Consider the following 20,981-nt stretch of genomic DNA (forward strand, 5'->3'; position numbering starts at 1 on the left):
AGGATGAAAAAACAACTAGGCAGGCTGATTTTAATATTAATCTCCAGCTTTATGATAATTCCATTTCTCTATATGTTTATGACATCTCTAAGGGTAACTTATACGGCTTATAACTTTAAGTTTGCCTTAGATGATCTGACACTGAAAAATTACAGGGAAATTTTTTATAACACAAGTTTCATTATTTATTTTTTAAACAGCTTATTCATCTCTCTCAGCGGAGTGGTATTAAATGTGGTATTCAGTTCCATGGCGGGCTATGCCTTTGCCAAACTTGAATTTAAGGGGAGGGAAAAAATATTTTTCTTCATGTTATTGACCCTTATCATACCTTCCCAGGTAACCCTCCTGCCCCTCTATGTAATAATGAGACACCTGGGGTGGTTAAATACTTATATGGCATTAATACTTCCCCTGCCAACTGCTGTGGGAGTATTTATAATGAGGCAGAGTATCTTAAAAATTCCAAGAGATCTCATGGATTCTGCCAGAATAGACGGCTGTTCGGAATTTAGAATATTTATGGAGATTGTTCTGCCCCTTATAAGGCCGGCAATAATAGCTCTTTCAATATTCACATTTGTAGGGGCATGGAATGAATTTTTATGGCCCCTCATAGCTACCACCTCAAATTCCATGAGAACTCTTACGGTAGGTATGGCCAGTATGAATGCCCAGTATACTGTGAATTACGGACTGGTCATGGCGGGAGCCACCATGACGTTTTTGCCTTCATTTATATTTTATATTCTCCTTCAGAGGCAGTTTGAAGAGGGGGTGGCATTATCGGGATTAAAGGGATAGAAACTATAGAAATAAGAGGAACAAAGGAAGATGAATTGACAGAGGTAATCAATCTTATAAACCAGGTATTCAGGACGGGAAGGGGAAATCTTCCACACACCATGGAGAAGGAATTTCCCCTGCTGCTTTCCCCTGAAAATGCAGGAAATATGAGGATAATAAAAGAGGAGAAAATGATAATTTCCGTGGTGAATTATCTCCCCAGAAAGATCCTCATAGAAGGAACCCCTGTATCGGCAGGATCCATAGGAGGTGTATGCACCCATTCTGACCATAGAGGGAAAGGGTATTCTTCAAGAATTTTAAAAGATGTGGAGAAGAGAATGAGGGAGACAGGAGTAAATCTCTGCCTCATATCCGGTACGAGAAATCTGTATAAAAAATGGGGAGCTGAAAGGGTGAAAAACTGCAGGAGATACAGGATTTCAGCAGGTCTTCCCCATCTGAAATATATTGTAAGAGAATACAAAAAAGAGGACCTTTTGTTCCTGAAGAAGATCTATAACTCCCGGGGAACCAGATATTTGAGACCGGGAACGGATTTTGAAATTCTTCTAGATTCAGGAACCTTTCCCTTTGGGGATACATCGTATAAGAAATATGTATTGGAAGACGAAAATGGCCTAAGGGGATATATTATCCTGAAAAAAACACATGAAAAAATAGAAGTAAAGGAAGCAGGGGGAGAGAAGAGTGAAGTTTTTGATGCCCTGGCTTTTCTGGGAACCCAGCTGGGAGTAGAGGGGATAGACTATGTTCTCACAGATGGAGAAAGGGCTCCTCTTGGGTACCCGGGAGGAGAAGAGTTTCTTTCAGGAACTCTGAAAATAATAGACTTCGTGGGATTCATGGGGGAGTTGAGACCATATTTGGAACAATATTTTCCTCATGAAGGGTTAAGTCTTTTTAAAGCTGAAGAAGCAGACGGGAAATATCGGCTGAGTTTAGGTTCGGAAAAATTGGAGATAGAGTCCCATAAGGAACTTCTTAAATTAATTTTTGAGAAAAAAGAAAAGAAAAAAGAAAAAAATATGGGAAAATTGGAAGAATTGATAGACACGATATTTCCCCTTCCCTTTCCGTGGACAGAAAATTTAAATTATCAATAGGAGAAATCGATGAATATTCAATATAAACTTTATAATTCAGCATTTAAACACATAGACGGCAGAGATCTACCAAAGGAAGAAAAATTAAATTTAAGGGTGTTAAAGGGTGAAAAATTTGCATTTCAGATAGCGTTAACTAGTGAAGAAAATATACTGCTTTCCCTTGGATCTTATAACCATATAGGTTACAGGGGGCTGAAAAAAAGAATAAGGATAGACCTGGAAAAAAGAGAAAACGCAGACCTTAAGGGATATTTTCTGGGATATGTATTGGATGATGATTCAAAGACCCTCATAACAGATCCCATACTAAAGAAGGAGTATTTATACAACGAGGTAGATAAACCGACTATGATATGGGTAGAGGGAAAAGTGGATAAAGAATATTGTGGAGATAATCTGAATATTGCCATAAATTTATTCAGTCAGGAAGGTTACGATACGGAAATAAAAAAGCAGGTCATAAACCTGGATGTGACTGTAGCAGATGAAGTGCTGCCTGAATTGAAAGAATCCGATTTTCATCTGGATCTCTGGCAGCACCTTTCATCCTGGGCAAGGATGTATCAGGTGGAATTTTGGAGTGATGATCACTTTAAGATAATAGAAAATTATACAGCAGAACTGGCTTCAATGGGAGAAAAGGTAATTACTGTGGTAGCTTCTGATTTTTCCTGGGAGGGACAGGGATGTTTCCAGGTGGAGGAAAATCCTTCAAACCTTTTTGAGCATAATATTATAGGAGTGAAAAAAAATCTGGCAGGGAAGATCCAATGTGACTTTACAGCCCTTGAGAGGTATCTGGATATCTGCTTTAAATATGGGATGGAAAAGGAAATCGATATCTTCGGCCTTCTGGCAAGCTGGCAGAGGACGGATTTTGGAAACCCTCTAAAGGACTACGATGACTATATAAGGATAAGTTTCTTTTCAGAAGAAAGGGGAACTTATGGTTATATAGACAATAAAAAAGAGCTGGGAGAATATATCTATCAGGTATTTAAATTTTTTAGTGAGAAGAACCTCATGGACAGGGTAAGGGTAATCAGTGATATGCCTAAGAACCCGGAGTCCTTTAAAAAATGGTCAAAATTTTTAAAGGATTCAGCAAAAATGGATCTTCTTATAAAAATGGCCCTCCATGAAGATAGTTTTACCGAAAGACTGGATGGGATTACAGATATATCTCTGTCCCTGCCTCTATTATTGAAAAGTAAAAATATTTTAAGTGAGATAGAGGAAAAAATTCTAGGAAAATTAACCTGGTATGTCTGCTGGTTCCCGGATAAACTAAATCACTTTATAAGTTCACCCCTTATGGAGAGCAGGCTCACAGGATGGTATTCCTACTATATGGGACTCAACGGATTTTTAAGATGGGACTATGCCCTCTGGACAAGCAGGCCCTTTGAAAATATCAGCTATAAATATCCAAGATGGAAGGCAGGAGACATGTTCTTTGTCTATCCCGGGAAAGATATGAAACCCGTAAGATCCATAAGATGGGAAAATCTCAGGTTTGGAATTCAGGATCAGGAGATTATGAAGATGGCTGAAAGGAAGATGAGCAGGGAAAAAATAAATGAGCTTTTAATGGAAGTTTTAGGAGATAAAAAGGATACGAAAGCTACGGAAGAATTTTCTGTAGAGATGGATTATTCTCTGGACTATGAAAAATATATGAAAATAAAAAATCAGCTTATAGAGGTATTAACTGATAACTAATAAGATTTAGCCGCGAATTGCACAAAAAAATACCAAAATGGCGTGAGGGGTCAGAGGTTCTTAACGCCCCCTTTAGTTCCCCCTCGATCCACGAGTATTTAGAATTTAATCGATTGAGTAGATTCTAAAATGTAGTCAAAGTGGGGGTAAGACTTTAAGGAAAGAAATAAAAACATTGGACACGGAGATACACAGAGGGATTATACGAAGAATATACGAGTATTAATTTTTTTCATCCTCCGTGCAGCTCTATGACCACTGTGTCTCTGCGTTGTATATTGATTAGTGTAGATTAGTGGCAAAAAGGTTTGAAGTTTTAAATCTGTGTCAAAAAAAGTTTAAAAAGGAGTAGAATTATGAAAGAAAGAATAGAATTTATCAACGCATGTCCATGATGCACTAAGTTTGAGGTCTTCGTGAAAGATTATGCTAAAAAAAAAGGAATAACAGCTAAAATTTATAAGGCAGGAAAAGATTTCGGTTATTTAAAAAAATACGGAGCTGTAATGAAATCAATACTTATTATCAATGAAACCAAAAAATACCAGACACTTTCCGAAGAGATAATAAAAAAAGCAATAGATGAGGCGGTTTAAAATGATAAAGTTTTTAGAAGAAATATTGAGGAGTTCATTTGAGATTTTAAATTCAGCTTCTATCTGGCTGATATTCAGCTTTTTACTGGCCGGATTTTTAAGAAATATCCTGAATCCTTTGAAATTTCAAAAGATGCTTGGGAATACAAAACTATCTTCAATCCTTAAAAGTACATTATCTGGAATGCTCCTTCCCATATGCAGCTGTGGAGTTATCCCTCTGGGTATGAGCATGTATTTTTCAGGAGCTTATCTGGGGCCTGTTTTAGCCTTTATGACATCAACCCCTATGATTAATCCTGTGGCAGTTTTACTTGCTTTTGGACTGCTGGGGCCTGAGATAGCCGGAATCTATGTTTTGACAGGTTTCTGTCTGCCTTTTTTAATAGGGATAATCGGGAATAAATTTGGGAAAGATGAACTTCATGCCCCCGGTATGGATGAGTTTATCCAAGCTGATTATGACGACAGTAGAAGTTTTAAGGAAAAAATTATAGACGGTTTTAACTGGGCATTCAATGATTTGGCCCTTGTTGTAAGTAAATATGTGATCTTAGGTATGGTTATGGCCGGATTTTTATTTACCGTTTTTCCCAAGGGTTATATTGAAAAATACCTGGGAGACCCCAGTGTGCTTTCTCTGGGGAGCATAACCATTTTGGCGATGATAATGTATGTGTGTGCTGTCGGTCATATTCCCTTTATTGCTGCCCTTGTTGCCAGCGGAGCTGCTCCCGGTGTAGCCGTTACATTTTTAATGGCAGGGACTGCAACAAATTTACCTGAATTACTCAGTATGTATAAACTCATGGGGAAAAGAACCGTTATAATCTATTCCTTAACAATGGTTATGTCATCTCTGGGAGTGGGATATTTAACCAATATTTTATTGGTGGATTTTAAACCAGTCATTGACTTCAATAAAAATTTAGGTTCTATCGAAGCTGCCAATATCCTGCTCATTGAGCCGCCGGAATATATTAAATATCTGTGTTCTCTGATGATTATTTTATTGGCAGCAAGGGCTATTTTACCTGCAATAAAGGAGAGGGTGATGGCATGAAAAAAAAAATAAAATTTACTAAATCAAATGCCGCCTTCCTTTTTATATTTTTTATCGGATTTATTTTTTATATGTATTCTTCAAAGGAAGTATCTCAAGAAAATTATGAAAATATAGACAAAAAAAATCCACTATTAAAAATATTTCAAAGTGAATACTCAAATAAGGTTATTCTCATGAAAGAGGGGGACATCACAAATGACGGGATTGAAGACTTAATAGTCATCTATGATATATCTAAATCGGAAAAAGGAATGGTTGTTGTTCTGGGGGGAGAAAATAAATTAACTAATAGTGTAAAAGCCCCCATAGAAAGACAGAGTATCAGATTTAAAAATATCGATGAAAAAAATGAAATGGAATTTGTAGTTTCAGGCTATAGGGGAAGTAAACTGGGCTACGGAATATATAGAATAGAAAATAACAGAATCATAGATCTCTTTGGAGAGGGTATGGATCAATGCTGTTAAATAAATAAAAAAAAGGAGAAAAAGAATGAAAAAATTTATACTAGGCTTATCATTACTGGCATTAATAGGGTGTGGTGAAAAAAAGGAAGAGGATTATACTGTTAAACTGGGGTACTATAACTGTGATCATATGACTGCATCGGTTATTGCTAAAGATGCTGGGATATTTGAGGATATGGGACTTTCGGTAGACATCAGCGGAAACGGAAAGGTCCCTCAGGCAATGGCTGCCGGACAGATGGATGTAGGATATATTGGAGTTAACAATGTATTCAGATCACAGCTTAAAGGTGCACCCCTTGTAATAGGGTCAAATAACCATAAAGGGGGGTCATATTACCTGGTTGTTGCAAATGATGTAGAAAAACCTGAAGATTTAATCGGTGAAAAACTTGCCATAGGTACCCATCCAGAAAGATCAACCGGATGGACTCAAATTGCTAAAAGTTTAAACCTTCCTGTAGACGGAAAAAATTATCAGGGGATTGATATCGGTTCATCAACTGATGCGTTGACAGCTCTTAGAATGGGAGAAATCAAAGGTTTTACAGCATGTGATCCATGGGCATCAATGGCGGAATATCAAGGCATTGGAAAGATTATGGGAACTGAAAATAAACTGTTAAACGATAAATGGGGGGTCTGCTGTACATACACTTTGAACAAAAAATTTATCGAAGAACATAGAGATTTGGCTAAAAAAATGATCTTAGCCCATGCAAAAGCTATTGAATATATCTATGAAAATCCATTGAAGTCAGCTAAGATTTTTGCCGATAACTACAATGTTCCTTTGGAAGTTGCTGTGAGTACAATCTATAAAAAAACCGTAGGAGAGGGAAGGACTTTAACGTGGAAACTGGATCCTCAGGAAATTAAAAATGAATTGGAATGGGCACAGGAAAGCGGCTTCACTCCAAAAGAAGTTAAATATGAAAATATTGTAGATGAATCAATCTATAATGAAGCTGATGTGCCTGATTTTGATAAGTTCATAGCGGAAAAAGTCGAGAAGAATTTTCCATTGGGCATGAATTATGACTCATGGTATGCAAAAGCTCAGGAATTAGATAAATAAAAATGAAAAAAGTTAATATTTTTCTTATTATATTATTTGTTGCAGCCTTTATCCTGCCAAAAGAAAAAAGAATGGAAAAACCACTGAGAATTGCAAGCGGGAAGGATACAACAGGCCTTTTAGTTAACAGACTTCTCCGTGAAAATATTGAATTTCAGACAGTGGTAGGAGAATATGAATTACAGGATTGCTGAAGTTCCACAGCTCAGTGGGCACTGAGTAGTGATGTATTGGATATAGCCTTCCTATGTGATGACGCTGTAATTTCATTTAGAAAAAATACAGAATTTGAAAACCTGGGAAGTGCAATAAAAAATTCAGATATAGTTGTAAAAAATAAAAAAAATCCCCAAATAATTGCATATGAAGGGAAAAAACAATATCAAAAAAATTTAATAAAAAAATACAGGATAAAATACCCTGTAAAGGTTAATTCTATTCCCATATTACTGGAAAGAGATGTAGTTGATGCAGCTATACTAGACGGGATTAAGGCAATTACCATAGCCGGGGATTATGAAGAAGTCCGGCAGAACTATACTACATATAATATGGTAGTCAGAAAAGCTGTCATGGGAACCAGAGAATTTAAGGAATTCATTGAAAAATATAATGAAGTGGTGGATGAATTAAATGATGAAAAATTATATGAAAATGAAGTCAAAATTTATTTGAAGGAGGGGAAATGGCCGAAATATGTCTCGACACCAAAGTTTCAAAAGATCAAAATTTTATAAAAACTAATATGAAAAATATATGCAATAGATCAATAGCATTTATAGGCATAGTAGCTGTATGGCAGATAATGTCTCTGCATTACAACAATGAACTGTTGCTTCCCTCGCCGATCATTACAATTAAAGAATTTTTCAATTGTATAGTAGATGTGGAAGTATTGAAAAACATGGGGATTACAATGGGTCGTGTACTGAGAGGATTCTTATTATCTCTTTTATTCGGCCTTCCTCTGGGGTTTTTAATGGGGTATTTCAGGTCGGTTGAAAAGGCTATGGGAGGAATCATTGACGCACTCCGTCAAATTCCTGTCATGGCATGGGTTCCCCTGACTATTGTCTGGTTTGGTATCGGAGACGGACCTACTCTATTTTTAATAGCATTTTCAGGAGTATTTCCCGTAATCTTAAATACATTGGAAGGGGTAAAAGGAATTTCATCCGATTATTATAACGCTGCCCGAAGTATGGGAGCCAGCAGATTTAGTCTGTTTAAAGATGTAACTCTACCGGCTGTTATTCCGGATATACTGACCGGAGCCAGGATTTCTATCAGTACAGGCTGGATGTCGGTTATATGAGCGGAGTTCATAGCGACAAGTGCCGGGTTCGGTCACTCAATGGTAGAAGCTCAAGCTTATATGCAGACGGAAAGATTAATTGCCCTCATGATGTTGGCTGCTGTAGTGGGTTACACAATAGACAGGGGGCTTTTACAGATAAATAAGCACCTAACCAGCTGGAGGGAAATATAATGGAAATAAAGAATATATCTAAAATATTTTCTTCAAAGGGGGAAGAAAATGTCGTGCTCCAAGATGTAAACCTGACCTTTAATGAGGGGGAGTTTATAACTTTATTGGGGCCGTCTGGATGCGGAAAAACAACCTTATTGACTATGATGGCAGGATTTCAAAAGCCTAGTTCTGGTGAGATCAGGTTAGAGGATGAAATAATAACTAAACCATCACCCAAAAAGGGATTTGTATTTCAAAATTATGCACTTTTTCCCTGGATGACGGTCAGGGAAAATATACTCTATCCCATGAAACAACAAAAATTAGCAAAAGATGAGATGGGTAAACGATTTAAAAAATTAATAAAAATTGCCCACCTTCAGGGGAAGGAAGATCTATATCCCAAGGAATTATCGGGGGGGATGAAACAGAGGACAGCCTTTGTAAGGGCTCTGGCAGGGAACCCTAAAATTTTACTTTTAGATGAACCCTTGGGGGCAATAGATTTTCAGATGAGAAAATCTATCCAGGTACAGCTGGAAAAACTCTGGCAGGAAACTAAAATTACAACTGTAATGGTTACCCATGATGTAGAGGAGGCCCTCTATCTCAGTGACAGAGTAATAGTAATGTCTAAAAATAAAGGGGAAATCATAAAAGACTTTAAAGTTGAGATGGAAAGACCCCGTAACAGAGAATTTGAGGAATATAAAGATTATAAAAAAGAACTTGAAAAACTGCTGGAAAGAGCATTAAAAGGGATATAAAAGGAGAACAGATGTATACAAAAGAAGAATTTTTAGAACTGGAATTTGAAAATTATACCAGCCAGGAGCTGTATTTAAAACAAAGATATAAGGATTTAAAGAAAAAATATCAGGATGTCAGACTTTTTATTATGGAGTCTGTAATTGATTCAAAAACCTCTCTAAAAGATATAAAAAATGAATTAAAAAATAAATATCCGGATATAGATGATATTTTAATAGAGATGCAGAAAAAAGGAGTTTTTGTAGCTGATGAGGATGTTAAATTTATATATCCTGTTTCAGCACTGCCTACACCTCACAGGGTAAAAAGAAAAGATGGAAAAGAATTTTATTCCATGTGCGGAATAGATTCAATGGGAACCCACTTTACCTTCCACCAGGATATTGAGATTAATTCTAAATGCTGTGAGACCGGAGAAAGCGTAAATTTAAAATTATCAGATGGAAAACTGGTTTCATATTCTCCCGAGGACCTGCATATACTTCATGTGGATTTAAACAACCACACTAACTGGGCAGGAGACTGCTGAAATATTATGAATTTCTTCCGTGGGGAGAAAGAACTGAAAAACTGGATAAACAGGAATAACACCCAAGACGGGATATACTGCCTTCCGGTAAAAGATGCATTTAAAGTGAGTAAATTGTTGTTTGAAATTTAAGAAAAATTTATAAAGGAGCCGGATTATGACTTTGATGGAATATATAAATCAAGAAAAGAGGGGATATCTCCTGCCATTTATGGGAGCCAGTGGTCCTATTATGACAGGGAAAACTATGGAGGATATATATAGTTCTCCCCAAGAGCAGCTGATCCTGGCAGAGAAAATGAATGAGAAATTCCCCAGTGATTTTATCTATGCCTTGGATGAAGGGAATATATTCTGTGATGTATTGGGAGTCCCTCTCAAAAAACCAGAGTATGACTTTTCCATGGTGATGACTCATCCGGTAAAAAGTATAAAAGATCTGGAAAAATTAGAGATCCCGGATCCATATACCAATGAAAGGATGAAAATAAATTTAAAAAGTTTAAAGCTTATTTTAGAAAATATAGATAAACCGTTATTTGTATCGCTCCAGGGGCCGTTTACTCTGGCTGTACAATTAGCCGGGGCTACAGAGTTACTCAAGGCAACTATAAAGAATCCTGACTTTGTAAAAAAACTTTTGGAGTTTACAGGGGAGGTAGTGGATAGATACGCAAGGGCCATAGTAGGAGCAGGCGTAAAGATGATCTCCATAGCGGAACCATCTACAGTTATGCTGGCACCAAAAAAATTCCCTATGATAGTAGTAGATAATTTAAATAAAATTTTTGAAAATTTAAATTGCTGGAAATGCGTACATATATGCGGGGATACAACTAAGATATATCCATATATATTAAAAACGAAAATAGATGCATTTAGTTTTGACCAGATTATGGATATGGAAAAGATTATAGAAAATTTTCCTAAAGATAAAGTCGTTATAGGAAATTTAGATCCTGTATACCTTCTCGGAAGGGGGAGTGTACAGGAGGTAGCTGATAAAACCGCAGAATTACATGAGAAGATGAAAAAATATAATAATTATCTTATGGGATTCGGGTGTTCCTGTGCCAACACAGCTCCTATAGAAAATTTAGAGGCTGTATCTAAATGGGGAAGAGCCAATTATGAAGAAATAAGAGAGTTATTAAAAAATACATAGACAGGATTATAACAATATCAAAGTAGGTGATGAGAATGATTGAGGTCGAAATTGTTTCGGGTTTTTTAGGAGCCGGGAAAACAACCTTTATAAATAAGAGATTGAAAGAGTTAAAGGGAAAATTTAGTGAAGAAAAAATAGTTTTGATTGAAAATGAATTTGGAGATATATCCATAGACAGTGAGTTTATAGTGGAAGGGGTGACAATAGAAGAGATATCCAGCGGATGCATCTGCTGTGTTTTAAAGGAAAACTTTAAGGAATCCCTGGAAAAGATAATAGAAAATGATATCGACAGAATCATAATTGAACCTACAGGACTGGGGCTCCTGGGAGAAATTTTAAAGATATTGAAAAGTGAAAAAATATCGAAAAAATGCGAGATTGCCTCGGTAACTATGGTTATCGACGGGAAAAATTATTTGGAGCAGGTGGAGATATTCGGCAGTTTTTTCACCGATCAGATAGAAAATGCAAAAACCCTCTATATAAGCAAAATAGACGATATGAATGTTGAAAGCATCTCTGAAATAGAAGGATCACTGAAGGAAATAAATTCCAGGGCAAAAACTATTTTTGAGATTAAGGATATTAAAAGTATGTCTATAACAGATTTTAATATAGATATAGAAAGGCTCAGGGATATATTGGAAGAATTGTCTTCTGAACAGCACGGTAAGATCCTCCGGGGGAAGGGTTTTTTGGAAAATTATACATTTAATATTGTAAACGGGGAATATGAGATAAGGGAAGAGAGTATGAAAAGAAACAATAAATTGATTCTCATAGGAGATTTAGACAGGGAAAATATAATAAAATTATTTAATTGAGGAGAAAAAAGCTGAAAACTAGGAAGAAAATCTTAGTTTTTAGTGACAAGCTGGGCAAAAAATGGTATAAATTATGTAAATAAAATTTTAAAGGAGAAGAACTATGTTTAAATTAAGATTTAATTGAGCCTGAGTAACGCATAAACTTCTGGATGAAGTCACGATGGAATTTTTAGAATCTGAAAAAAAGATATATTAGGTGGTACTTACTGCTTCAATATTATAAACATATATTTCTTTTCACTCTTTAACTTCCAACCCATTTTAAAATTATGATGGATATAAATAAATATATTAACGAGATATTTTGACCTTAATATACTATCTATTCCTAAATAATTATTTCCGGAACAACCAGTTCCAACAATCATTTTAAAAAAGCAACAAATAAACAACACAATGTTATAACCAGTTATATCCAAATTAGATTTGAATAGAAATCTTTATATTTTTTTAATACAAAAAAAATAAAAAAACCACAATACATATGAAACTATTAATTTATGGTAGTTATTTATGTCACCTTTTTTAATGCAAAAATATAAAAAAAGTGAAAGAAAAAACTTAGCCACCAATGAACACCAATTTTCATAGATGGAAAATATAAAAAACTAGTCACGAATTACATAAATTAACAAGAAGAGAATACTGATAAACTCTTCCTCCTAGGTTTCTCTCAAATCAAGGAAACCGAAGATGAAGTGAGAGAAAAAGACTTAGTCACGAATTACACGAAGTAAAAAGAGAAAGTACAGAAAGAATGTCTAAATCTTAGTGAGCTTATATGTAAGGAAGTTCTACCCGCAAGGAGCATCCCCAAAATATCTATAGTTTATTTCATAAGCTGAGAATTTTGAGATAAAGGCTTCGCCTTTAATACGAGTTACTTTAGATATCGCGATTATTTTATTTTCTCTAATAACATTAGAAAAAAATAAAAATGCGAGCAAGAAAAAGTAACCAAAAAGTGCCAAACTTTGAAAATGTTCATGAGTAGGATCTTAATATACGAGCTTTGAAAGCTACAGTCCTCGTTTCACTGCGGGACTTATTCTGTTGAACGCTCTAGTTAATATGAAAGTACAAAGTATAATCACTTTCAAAGTTGAAAAAGTCAGATTTTAGTCTGCGTCAAAAAAATAAAAAAAATAAAAATAATAAATAAAGGGGAAAAAGATGACTAAAAAAGAATTATTCGAAGAGATTAAAAACAATTTAATAGAGATGGAAGAAGATGTTGTAGAAGAACTCTGTAAAAAATCTCTGGAAATGGATATACCGGCAAAGGAAACTATTCAGGAAGGTTTGATTGCAGGAATGGAAGTAGTAGGCCAGCTCTATGAAGAGGAAGAATATTTTCTGCCAGAGGTGCTGATCTGTTCAGATGCCATGAATATAGGAATAGATGTATTGAAACCCCATCTGGAAGGGGACGTATCCAGCGATAAAATAAGAGCAGTAATAGGTGTAGTAGAAGGAGATACCCATGATATCGGAAAGAATCTGGTTAAAATCATGCTGGAAGCCGGTGGGATAGAAGTACATGACCTGGGAAGAGATGTTGCCTTGGATGAATTTATCCATAAAGCCAAAGAAATAGAAGCTCATTTTATTATTATGTCTACGTTAATGACAACTACCATGGAAGGGATGAAAGTAGTTATTGAAAAATTAAAGGCTGAAGGTATGAGAGATTCAGTAAAGGTTGCCATAGGAGGCGGGCCTATCTCCCAAAGGTTTGCAACTGAGATAGGGGCAGATCTGTATACCAAGGATGCTAATGAAGCCGTGAGAAAAATAAAAGAAATCCATGAGGCGGCATAATGGAGATAAAAGGTAGTATATTAGGGGAAAAATTGACTGAAAAACAAAGACTCCTAGATGTCTTAAATGGAAAGGATACAGACAGGCCGCCTGTTATCTGCCCAGGGGGGATGATGAATGCAGCGGTGACAGAAGTTGTAGAAGGGATGAAAAAAAATCATAACTGTGATATAGATGCCATGGTAGAAGCTGCCATAAAAGTGCATGAAATAACAGGTTTTGAAAATTATGGAGTGCCTTTTTGCATGACAATAGAGAGTGAACCCTTTCATGTGGAAGTGGATCTGGGGAGTAAATTAGTAGAGCCGAGAATAACTAAATACAATGAAGATATCTTAAATCATTTAGATGAAATAAAATTAGAACATTCAAAAAGAGCCATAACCGTATTAGAAGCAATATCCAGGTTAAAAAATAATGAGATACCGGTAATCGGGAATATAACAGGTCCCATGAGTGTGGTCACATCTGTTATTGAACCGACGGATTATTATAAGATGATGAGAAAAGATAAGGTTAAGGCCATGAAATTTTTAGATATCGTCACAGATTATTTGATCAGATTTTCCATGGAGATGATAGAAAATGGTGCCGATCTTATAGCCATGTCCGATCCCAGTGCCACAGGGGAGATCTTGGGGAAGAAGAACTTTGAAGAATTTATGATCCCCATGTATAAAAAGATCTCGGAAGCAGTCCATGAAAAAGGGGTGAAAATAATTATCCATATATGCGGCAAGAGTCAGAGTATTTTGGAAAGCCTGAATGACTCAGGGGCAGATTCCCTCAGTTTTGATTCGGCAGTGGGAATAAGGCAGGCTAAAGAAGTACTCAGGGCTCCCATCATGGGAAATGTCAGTACCCAGCTTTTGGACCAGGGAATGAAAGAAAAGGTAAAATTATGTACAGAAATAGTGATGAAAAACGGGACCAGTATTGTATCTCCTGCCTGCGGACTGGCCATGAGTACACCTATTGAGAATTTAAAGGCTATGACAGATACAGTAAAGAATAAAGGGTGAGTATGAGTGAAAGGGAATTATAATGAAGAAAAACCTAGGTTAGTAACAGTCAGATATAAAAATAAAGAACGGATGGTAAAAAAAGGAACTATATTAAGCGATGCCATAAGACTTATAAAGGAAAAAATAGAAACACCCTGCAACTGTATGGGGATCTGTAAAAAATGCCAGATAAAGGTAAGGGGAGATCTTTCTCCCAGAGAAGAAATAGAAGAAAATCTACCAAAAGAAGTTCGGTTAGCCTGCATAACTGCAGCATTGGGAGATGTGGAAATTTTTGAACTTGCAGACTCGGAACTAAAAATACATGAAGAAGAGGTAAGTTTAAATATAGAAACAGAAGAAAAGGGAAGAGTCCTTGCCATAGATGTAGGAACAACAGGTGTTTCGGCCAGGTTGATCGATTTAGGTGAAAAAAGAATAACGGGAAATTATTCGGGGTTAAATTATCAGAGTGAATACGGGGCAGACGTACTGTCCAGGATCACATACTGCATCCAGAATGATGTTTTGGACCTGCAAGATGCTATTTTAACTCAAATAAAGGATATAGTAAAAAAAGTCGGGGCTGTGGACAGGATAGCCATTGCAGGAAATACCACCATGCAGCATCTTATCTATGGGGAAAACCCCAAGTCTCTTGCGATCTCGCCCTATGAACCTGTATTTTTAGGGGAAAAATCATTTATGATAGGGGATATAGAAACAACCCTGCTTCCAAATGCTTCCAGCTATGTAGGAGCTGATATAGTTTCCGGTGTAGCAGCAGTAAATTTGGAGGAGAAGAATAATACCCTGTTTATAGATATAGGGACAAACGGGGAGATGGTTTTATCTGTTGACGGAAAGTTATACGGGACTTCTACTGCTGCCGGTCCTGCATTTGAAGGTATGAATATAGAGTGCGGGATGAGAGCAGGAAATGGTGCTGTTGAGGGTTTTGAGATAGTTGAGACAGGAAATCAGTTTAAGATACAAACAATAGGCGGGACTCCTACAGGAATCTGCGGAAGCGGACTGATGGATATCATGTCTGAATTTGTAAAACATAAAATTGTTTTAAAAAGCGGAAAATTTAATCCCCGGATGAAACCTGAATTCAAAGAAAGGTTAAGGGATAAAAAGTTTTATATAAGTGAAAATATTTATTTGAGCCAGGGGGATATCAGGCAGATCCAATTAGCCAAGGGAGCTATTGCAGCCGGGGTAAAACTCCTGCTGGGAAAAGTAGAAAAGGATATATTCCATATGGAGGAGGTAATAATAGCCGGATCATTCGGGTATCATCTTAATCCCGAGAGTATCTTAAATATAGGACTTATCTCTGATTTTGAAGGGAAAATAAGTTTTGCAGGGAACACTTCACTGAACGGCTGTATCGGATACTTAGTCAATAAAGAGATGAAAGAAAAAATAAGAACTACAAAGATCGATGTGATGGAATTATCTAAGAGTGCAGAATTTCAAGAAGTTTTTATAAAAGAACTGGCGTTTTAAGAACTCTTCCTTCTTATGGTTTCCCTTAAATTAAGGGAAACCGAGGTGAAAGCGGATGGAGTTGGTGTTAGATTTTGAAAAGAAAAAAGTATCAAAAAAGGAGAGAACGTTATGAAATGTATCAGGCAGAATGACGTAGAAATATCCAAAAAAATAATGGACAAATATGATTTAGAGACACCTCAGGGCAGGTTAGATTATATTTTAAAAGAAAAAGAAGGGTTCTTTCCCTTATTTTCAAACAGCATATATTCTGCCATGGGGGGGAAGACGGAATACAATAAGGTGAAGGAAATAATGTGTAAAGATATGGATGAATTTTTAAATATAGCAGATCTAAAAATCGAAAATATCGATATCGAAGCAGTTTCAAAAGCTAGGGTTTATTCCCTGGACGGAATATTTACCACCTTGATTTCATTTGTTGAAATGAGTAAGGTACTCCGGCTTATGAGAAAAGATGTGGATAAATTAGAAGCAGGTTTTGAAAAAATAGAGAGGGATTTCATTTTATTTTTAGAGACACTGAATTTAAACGGAGTAAGACATTTTTCCTATGCTGATCCCTCAGCCATGCCTGAAATCTTAGGCAGATATCACCAAAAATGGATAGTGGAGAGGTTTATGAAGCTGTTGGATAAACTATCCCACCTGGATATAGTGATCCATATCTGTCCGGTTTTATTCAACGATATAAAAAAAATGCAGAATATGGAAAATTACCCGGTGGAATCTTATCAGGATGAGTTTTTAAGTGAAAAAGGTTTCAAGGTGGTAGGAGGGAGCTGTATAAAAAATAAAAATGAGGGAGTATATTTTTATTTTTAATATGAACTCAGATCAAGTAAACCGAAGCAATCAGAAATAAAGTGAAATAGATTGGTTTCTTTCCACCTTTGAGGGGGAGAGTGCCTGAAAGGCGAGAGAGGGTAAGAAGCTAGACCCTCTTCCCTTGTTATCGGATTTCTCCCTCGTAGGGAGAAACCTATAGACTTTATGATAATTAGTGGCAAAAAAGGTTAGAAGTTTTAAATCTGTATCAAAAAAGTCAGATTTTAGTCAGCGTCAAAACTTTTAATTCCATAAAAAAAAAGGAGAGAAAGTATGAATCCATTGGAAAGAGAAAAGATGATAGAGAAAACAGGAAGTGCAGACAGAGTTTTAACCTGCCCCTTTATAGATATGTTTGGAGCACAGCTCATCCATAAAAATATCAGGGAAGTGAATTTATCGGGAAGACTCATGGCAGATCTTGAAATAGAAGCCTATAAAAAGTATGGACATGACGGTGTCAGTGTAGGGCCGGGATTATACGGAGTTCCAGAGGCTTTAGGAGTGGTTTTAGATCTTCCAGAGACCAGTTATCCATATGTAAAAAAATATGTAGAAGTTGACTATGACAATATAGAAGCCTTGCCCGTATGTGATTCTAAAACGGATGGAAGGTTACCTCTTTTTTTGGAAGGGGTGAAGATACTTATAGATGAAGTTTCAGATGAAGTTTCTGTAGGAAGCAGTGTTGCAGGGCCTTTCAGTACTGCCGCAACTGTTATAGGGACAGAAAAATTTCTAAAAGACCTGAGAAAAAATCCAGAAGGAGTCCACAGACTCCTAAAGAGGGTTACAAAAAGTGTACTTAACTATATGGATGCTGTGATGGACCTGGGTGTAGTTCCCAGTATGCCTGACCCTGTAGCTTCGGGAACCCTCATAAGTACTAAAACGTTCAGAGAATTTGCCCTTCCATATCTGGAGATATGTGTGGAACATATAAGAATGCGGATGGGAAGGGGCCCGGCCCTTCATATATGCGGGACCACAAAGAAGCACTGGATGGAGATAAAAAAACTTAATTTGTCGGCTCTCAGTCTGGATAATATCGACGATATAGGGGAAGCCTGTGAGATCTTAGGGGATAAATTCTGTATTATAGGAAATGTTGATCCTGTAAATATAGTTTTAAACGGGACCAGAGAAAGTATCCATAGAGAAGTGAAAGAGTGTATAGAAAAAGCATACAACAATCCCAAAGGATTTGTTCTGGCCACAGGATGTGATGTTCCTATAAATGCATCTCCTAAAAATGTAGAATATTTCATGGAAGCAGCCAGACTATATAGTCGTTTTAAAGAGAAAGAAAAAAAATAGGAGGATATTACAATGTATCAAATAGGAATAGATATTGGATCTACAGCAGCCAAGGTTGCGGTGATGAAAAATACAGAGATCTGGAAAACTTTTGTTCTGCCGACAGGGTGGAGCAGTATAGATACTGCTAATAATATAAAAAAAAGACTGAGTGATATGGGGGTAGAGGAATCTAACTCTAAAATTGTTGCTACAGGCTATGGAAGGGTTTCCGTTCCTTTTGCCGATAAAACCATTACAGAAATAACCTGTCATGCAGTTGGGGCAAAACATTTTATTGGTGAGAATACAACCGTTGTAGATATTGGAGGGCAGGATACCAAGGTTATTTCCTTAGAGGGGGGAGTGGTTAAAGATTTTACCATGAATGACAAATGCTCTGCCGGAACAGGTAAATTTATAGAAGTTATGTCAAACTCCCTGGGGGTAGATATAGATACCTTGACAGATTTAGCCAGGGAAGGCAGCGGCATAGAGATAACTTCTATGTGTACTGTTTTTGCCGAATCAGAGGTTATAAGTCTCATCGGCAGAGGAGAAAAAAGGGAAAATATAGCCTTTGGAATAGTGGATTCTGTTATAAAAAAAGTAAACTCACTGTGTTCCAGACACGGGGAATCAGATGCCTATTTCCTTACAGGAGGACTCTCAAGAAACCCGTATATACTGGAGGAACTGTCCAAGGCTATGGGAAAAAAAGTTGTAACCCATGAATTGGGAAGGTATGCAGGAGCTATCGGAGCTGCTATTTTAGCTAAAAAAATAGAAAAAAACTAATGATAAGTAATTAAAACTTAGTCACGAATTACACAAATCAACACTAATATATCTCAAAGAGATCCATGTTCAAAGGATTTAAAAGAAAGAGATAGAACGCGAATGCTATCGCATACACGGAAAGAACTATGATGGCCACAGGTTTATTTTTTAGGTTAAAAAACCAAAAAAAAAGATTTTTATCTGTGTAGATTAAAGGGCTTTCAGTGTGTCTCAAAGAGATCCGCGTTCTATATATTTTATAATAATTAGTGTAATTTGTGACAAAAAAATAAAATTAAAGGAGAATGAACATGAAAAAAATATTATTGGTTTTAGGAATTGCAATTATGATGACGGTACAAACAATGGCATCCAGTGGAGTTAAAATTGTAGATATGAACTATGTGACAAAAAGATTAAACAGCAATGCAGTCATTATAGATGTGAGAAGTGAAGAAATATATAACGGGAAAACTCCGGGAAGAGGGATAAAAGGCGGTCATATCTTGAGCGCAATCAACGTGCCTCTCGATTCATTTATGGCTATAGAAGATGATTCGATAAAATTAGAATTACTTAAATCTAAGGGATTGACTCCAAAAACTGAAATTATCACATACTGCAACACAGGAAGAAAGAGCCAGGTTTTAGCAGAAGAATTGGCAAGATTGGGATATTCTGATGTAAATAACTACAAGGGCAGTATGAAAGAATGGGGAGGAGTTCCTGCAAATGTAGTTGTAGTTCAATAATTTAAGAGAGAAGATCAAAAATAGCAAATATGATAAAAAGAGGGTGGATATCACCAATTTTGCCTCCCTCTATTTTTTTCTGCAAATATTCAGGTAAATTTAGGAAAAAAAGCAACCTGATGCTACATCCAACAAGTCATAAGATTTTTATAAACTTAATTTATAATAAAAAAAATAAAAAACAGGGGGATAAATAATGAAAAATTTAAATGAAAACAGCTTACCGGAAAAATTCGAGGAATTCGGGGAAAAAAGAAGGGAAGGATTTCTTACTGTAAAGGAATTTAAAGACAGGGGAGAAAATGTCGTAGGAACATTTTGTACATATACTCCAAAAGAGGTTATATATGCAGCCAATGCTCACCCTATATCACTTTGTTCTGTCAGTGAGGAGACTATTCCTGCAGCAGAAAAACACCTGCCGAAGAATCTATGCCCGTTGGTAAAAGCCAGCTACGGGTTTGCTCTTACCGACAAATGCCCATATATGTATTTTGCCGACATGGTAGTAGGAGAAACCACCTGTGACGGAAAAAAGAAGATGTATGAACTCCTGGGAGAGATAAAGGATACCCATGTAATGCAGCTGCCCCAGACCCAGGATAAGGAACATGCAATGGATCTTTGGAAGAGTGAAATGAGATTTTTGATAAAGAAATTAGAAAATAAATTTAATGTAACAGTTACTGAGGAAGGATTGAAAGAATCAATCAAGTCATGCAATGAAGACAGAAGATTATTAAAGGAATTCCATGAGTTAGGAAAGATAAAGCCGTCGGTTATATCGGGATTTGACATGTTTACTGTTTTAAATGGTGCCAACTATACATTCGACAAGGAAAAAATGAGAAGCAATGTAAGGGAGCTTATAGGAGATTTAAAGAAAAAACAGGCAGAAAATGATACTACGTATACAGAAACAACACCGAGAATATTGGTGACGGGATGTCCAATCGGGGGAGTAGCTGAAAAAGTTATAAAAGCCATTGAAGATGCAGGAGCTGTAGTAGTAGCCTTGGAAAACTGCCAGGGATACAAGGAACTTCACGAGGAAGTAGATGAAACTATAGATCCAATAGAAGCTATTGCCAAAAAATACCTTAATATTCCATGTTCTGTAATGACCCCCAATAAAGGAAGGGAAGAGCTTCTAAAAGATATGGTAGATGAATATAAGGTGGATGGTGTAGTGGATATGATCCTTCAAGCCTGCCATACCTACAGTATCGAAAGCCACAGTGTAAAAAGATTCCTGACAAAGGAAAGAAATATCCCGTATATTGCCCTTGAAACAGACTACTCCACTGGAGATGCAGGACAGATAAAAACAAGGATGGAAGCATTTATAGAGATGCTGTAGGAGATAAA

General features: G+C 36.4%; 21 protein-coding genes and 1 pseudogene. All 22 read left to right on the forward strand.

Annotated features, from left to right (window positions below; genetic code table 11):
• The first annotated feature begins 3 nt into the window (after nt 1-3).
• The 22 genes and pseudogenes from DYH56_RS11155 (at nt 4) to DYH56_RS11265 (ending at nt 20,973) form a co-directional block, all read left to right on the forward strand.
• The gene (locus DYH56_RS11155) at nt 4-804 is read left to right on the forward strand and encodes a carbohydrate ABC transporter permease (protein WP_114642952.1); all 801 of its coding nucleotides are present in this window, start codon (nt 4-6) and stop codon (nt 802-804) included.
• 11 nt (nt 805-815) lie between these two features.
• Entirely contained in the window at nt 816-1,913 is a 1,098-nt protein-coding gene (locus DYH56_RS11160) for a GNAT family N-acetyltransferase (RefSeq protein WP_255414709.1), read from the forward strand.
• A 9-nt stretch (nt 1,914-1,922) separates the two neighbouring features.
• On the forward strand, nt 1,923-3,638 hold the full coding sequence (locus tag DYH56_RS11165) for a DUF4091 domain-containing protein (RefSeq protein ID WP_114642954.1): 1,716 nt from the start codon (nt 1,923-1,925) through the stop codon (nt 3,636-3,638).
• A 407-nt stretch (nt 3,639-4,045) separates the two neighbouring features.
• Nucleotides 4,046-4,234: pseudogene (gene saoT, locus DYH56_RS11170) on the forward strand (thioredoxin-like (seleno)protein SaoT); the annotation flags it as partial.
• A gap of 1 nt (nt 4,235) precedes the next feature.
• The gene (saoE, locus tag DYH56_RS11175; protein WP_114642956.1) at nt 4,236-5,297 is read left to right on the forward strand and encodes an efflux transporter SaoE; all 1,062 of its coding nucleotides are present in this window, start codon (nt 4,236-4,238) and stop codon (nt 5,295-5,297) included.
• Entirely contained in the window at nt 5,294-5,767 is a 474-nt protein-coding gene (saoC, locus tag DYH56_RS11180; RefSeq protein ID WP_114642957.1) for a Cys-Cys-COOH (seleno)protein SaoC, read from the forward strand. The genes saoE and saoC overlap by 4 nt, the downstream gene beginning before the upstream one ends.
• A gap of 25 nt (nt 5,768-5,792) precedes the next feature.
• Complete coding sequence (gene saoX, locus DYH56_RS11185; RefSeq protein WP_114642958.1) at nt 5,793-6,845, forward strand: ABC transporter substrate-binding subunit SaoX; 1,053 nt, start codon at nt 5,793-5,795, stop codon at nt 6,843-6,845.
• A gap of 2 nt (nt 6,846-6,847) precedes the next feature.
• A complete protein-coding gene (gene saoB, locus DYH56_RS11195) occupies nt 6,848-7,582 on the forward strand; it encodes an ABC transporter substrate-binding (seleno)protein SaoB (protein WP_311144030.1) in 735 nt (244 codons plus the stop codon).
• Nucleotides 7,531-8,160 carry an ABC transporter permease subunit gene (locus DYH56_RS11200; RefSeq protein WP_114642961.1) on the forward strand — a complete coding sequence of 210 codons (630 nt, stop codon included), beginning with the start codon at nt 7,531-7,533 and terminating at the stop codon, nt 8,158-8,160. The genes saoB and DYH56_RS11200 overlap by 52 nt, the downstream gene beginning before the upstream one ends.
• A gap of 39 nt (nt 8,161-8,199) precedes the next feature.
• Nucleotides 8,200-8,334, forward strand: a complete 135-nt coding sequence (locus DYH56_RS16530; protein ID WP_114642962.1) for a nitrate ABC transporter substrate-binding protein — start codon at nt 8,200-8,202, stop codon at nt 8,332-8,334.
• Nucleotides 8,334-9,083, forward strand: coding sequence for an ABC transporter ATP-binding protein SaoA (gene saoA / locus DYH56_RS11210; RefSeq protein ID WP_114642963.1), 750 nt, complete (start codon nt 8,334-8,336; stop codon nt 9,081-9,083). The genes DYH56_RS16530 and saoA overlap by 1 nt, the downstream gene beginning before the upstream one ends.
• An 11-nt stretch (nt 9,084-9,094) precedes the next feature.
• A complete protein-coding gene (saoL, locus tag DYH56_RS11215; protein WP_264328338.1) occupies nt 9,095-9,748 on the forward strand; it encodes a MerB-like organometallic lyase SaoL in 654 nt (217 codons plus the stop codon).
• A gap of 25 nt (nt 9,749-9,773) precedes the next feature.
• Nucleotides 9,774-10,781, forward strand: a complete 1,008-nt coding sequence (locus DYH56_RS11220; RefSeq protein WP_114642965.1) for a uroporphyrinogen decarboxylase family protein — start codon at nt 9,774-9,776, stop codon at nt 10,779-10,781.
• A 35-nt stretch (nt 10,782-10,816) separates the two neighbouring features.
• Nucleotides 10,817-11,611 carry a CobW family GTP-binding protein gene (locus tag DYH56_RS11225; RefSeq protein ID WP_158539135.1) on the forward strand — a complete coding sequence of 265 codons (795 nt, stop codon included), beginning with the start codon at nt 10,817-10,819 and terminating at the stop codon, nt 11,609-11,611.
• 1,176 nt (nt 11,612-12,787) lie between these two features.
• Nucleotides 12,788-13,435 carry a corrinoid protein gene (locus DYH56_RS11230; protein ID WP_114642967.1) on the forward strand — a complete coding sequence of 216 codons (648 nt, stop codon included), beginning with the start codon at nt 12,788-12,790 and terminating at the stop codon, nt 13,433-13,435.
• On the forward strand, nt 13,435-14,457 hold the full coding sequence (locus tag DYH56_RS11235; protein WP_199533019.1) for a uroporphyrinogen decarboxylase family protein: 1,023 nt from the start codon (nt 13,435-13,437) through the stop codon (nt 14,455-14,457). Before DYH56_RS11230 ends, DYH56_RS11235 begins: the two co-directional genes overlap by 1 nt.
• Before the next feature lie 6 nt (nt 14,458-14,463).
• On the forward strand, nt 14,464-15,954 hold the full coding sequence (locus DYH56_RS11240; RefSeq protein ID WP_114642968.1) for an ASKHA domain-containing protein: 1,491 nt from the start codon (nt 14,464-14,466) through the stop codon (nt 15,952-15,954).
• Nucleotides 15,955-16,065: 111 nt separating this feature from the next.
• Nucleotides 16,066-16,782 (forward strand): uroporphyrinogen decarboxylase/cobalamine-independent methonine synthase family protein, encoded by a 717-nt coding sequence (locus DYH56_RS11245; RefSeq protein ID WP_114642969.1) that lies wholly within the window; start codon nt 16,066-16,068, stop codon nt 16,780-16,782.
• 276 nt (nt 16,783-17,058) lie between these two features.
• Nucleotides 17,059-18,102, forward strand: coding sequence for a uroporphyrinogen decarboxylase family protein (locus DYH56_RS11250; protein WP_114642970.1), 1,044 nt, complete (start codon nt 17,059-17,061; stop codon nt 18,100-18,102).
• A gap of 12 nt (nt 18,103-18,114) precedes the next feature.
• Nucleotides 18,115-18,879, forward strand: a complete 765-nt coding sequence (locus DYH56_RS11255; protein WP_114642971.1) for an acyl-CoA dehydratase activase — start codon at nt 18,115-18,117, stop codon at nt 18,877-18,879.
• 293 nt (nt 18,880-19,172) lie between these two features.
• Nucleotides 19,173-19,613: a rhodanese-like domain-containing protein gene (locus DYH56_RS11260; protein ID WP_158539136.1), complete on the forward strand. Its 441-nt coding sequence runs from the start codon at nt 19,173-19,175 to the stop codon at nt 19,611-19,613.
• A 196-nt stretch (nt 19,614-19,809) separates the two neighbouring features.
• A complete protein-coding gene (locus DYH56_RS11265) occupies nt 19,810-20,973 on the forward strand; it encodes a double-cubane-cluster-containing anaerobic reductase (protein ID WP_114642973.1) in 1,164 nt (387 codons plus the stop codon).
• Nucleotides 20,974-20,981: the final 8 nt, after the last annotated feature.

It is taken from the genome of Psychrilyobacter piezotolerans (assembly GCF_003391055.1).
Taxonomy (GTDB): domain Bacteria; phylum Fusobacteriota; class Fusobacteriia; order Fusobacteriales; family Fusobacteriaceae; genus Psychrilyobacter; species Psychrilyobacter piezotolerans.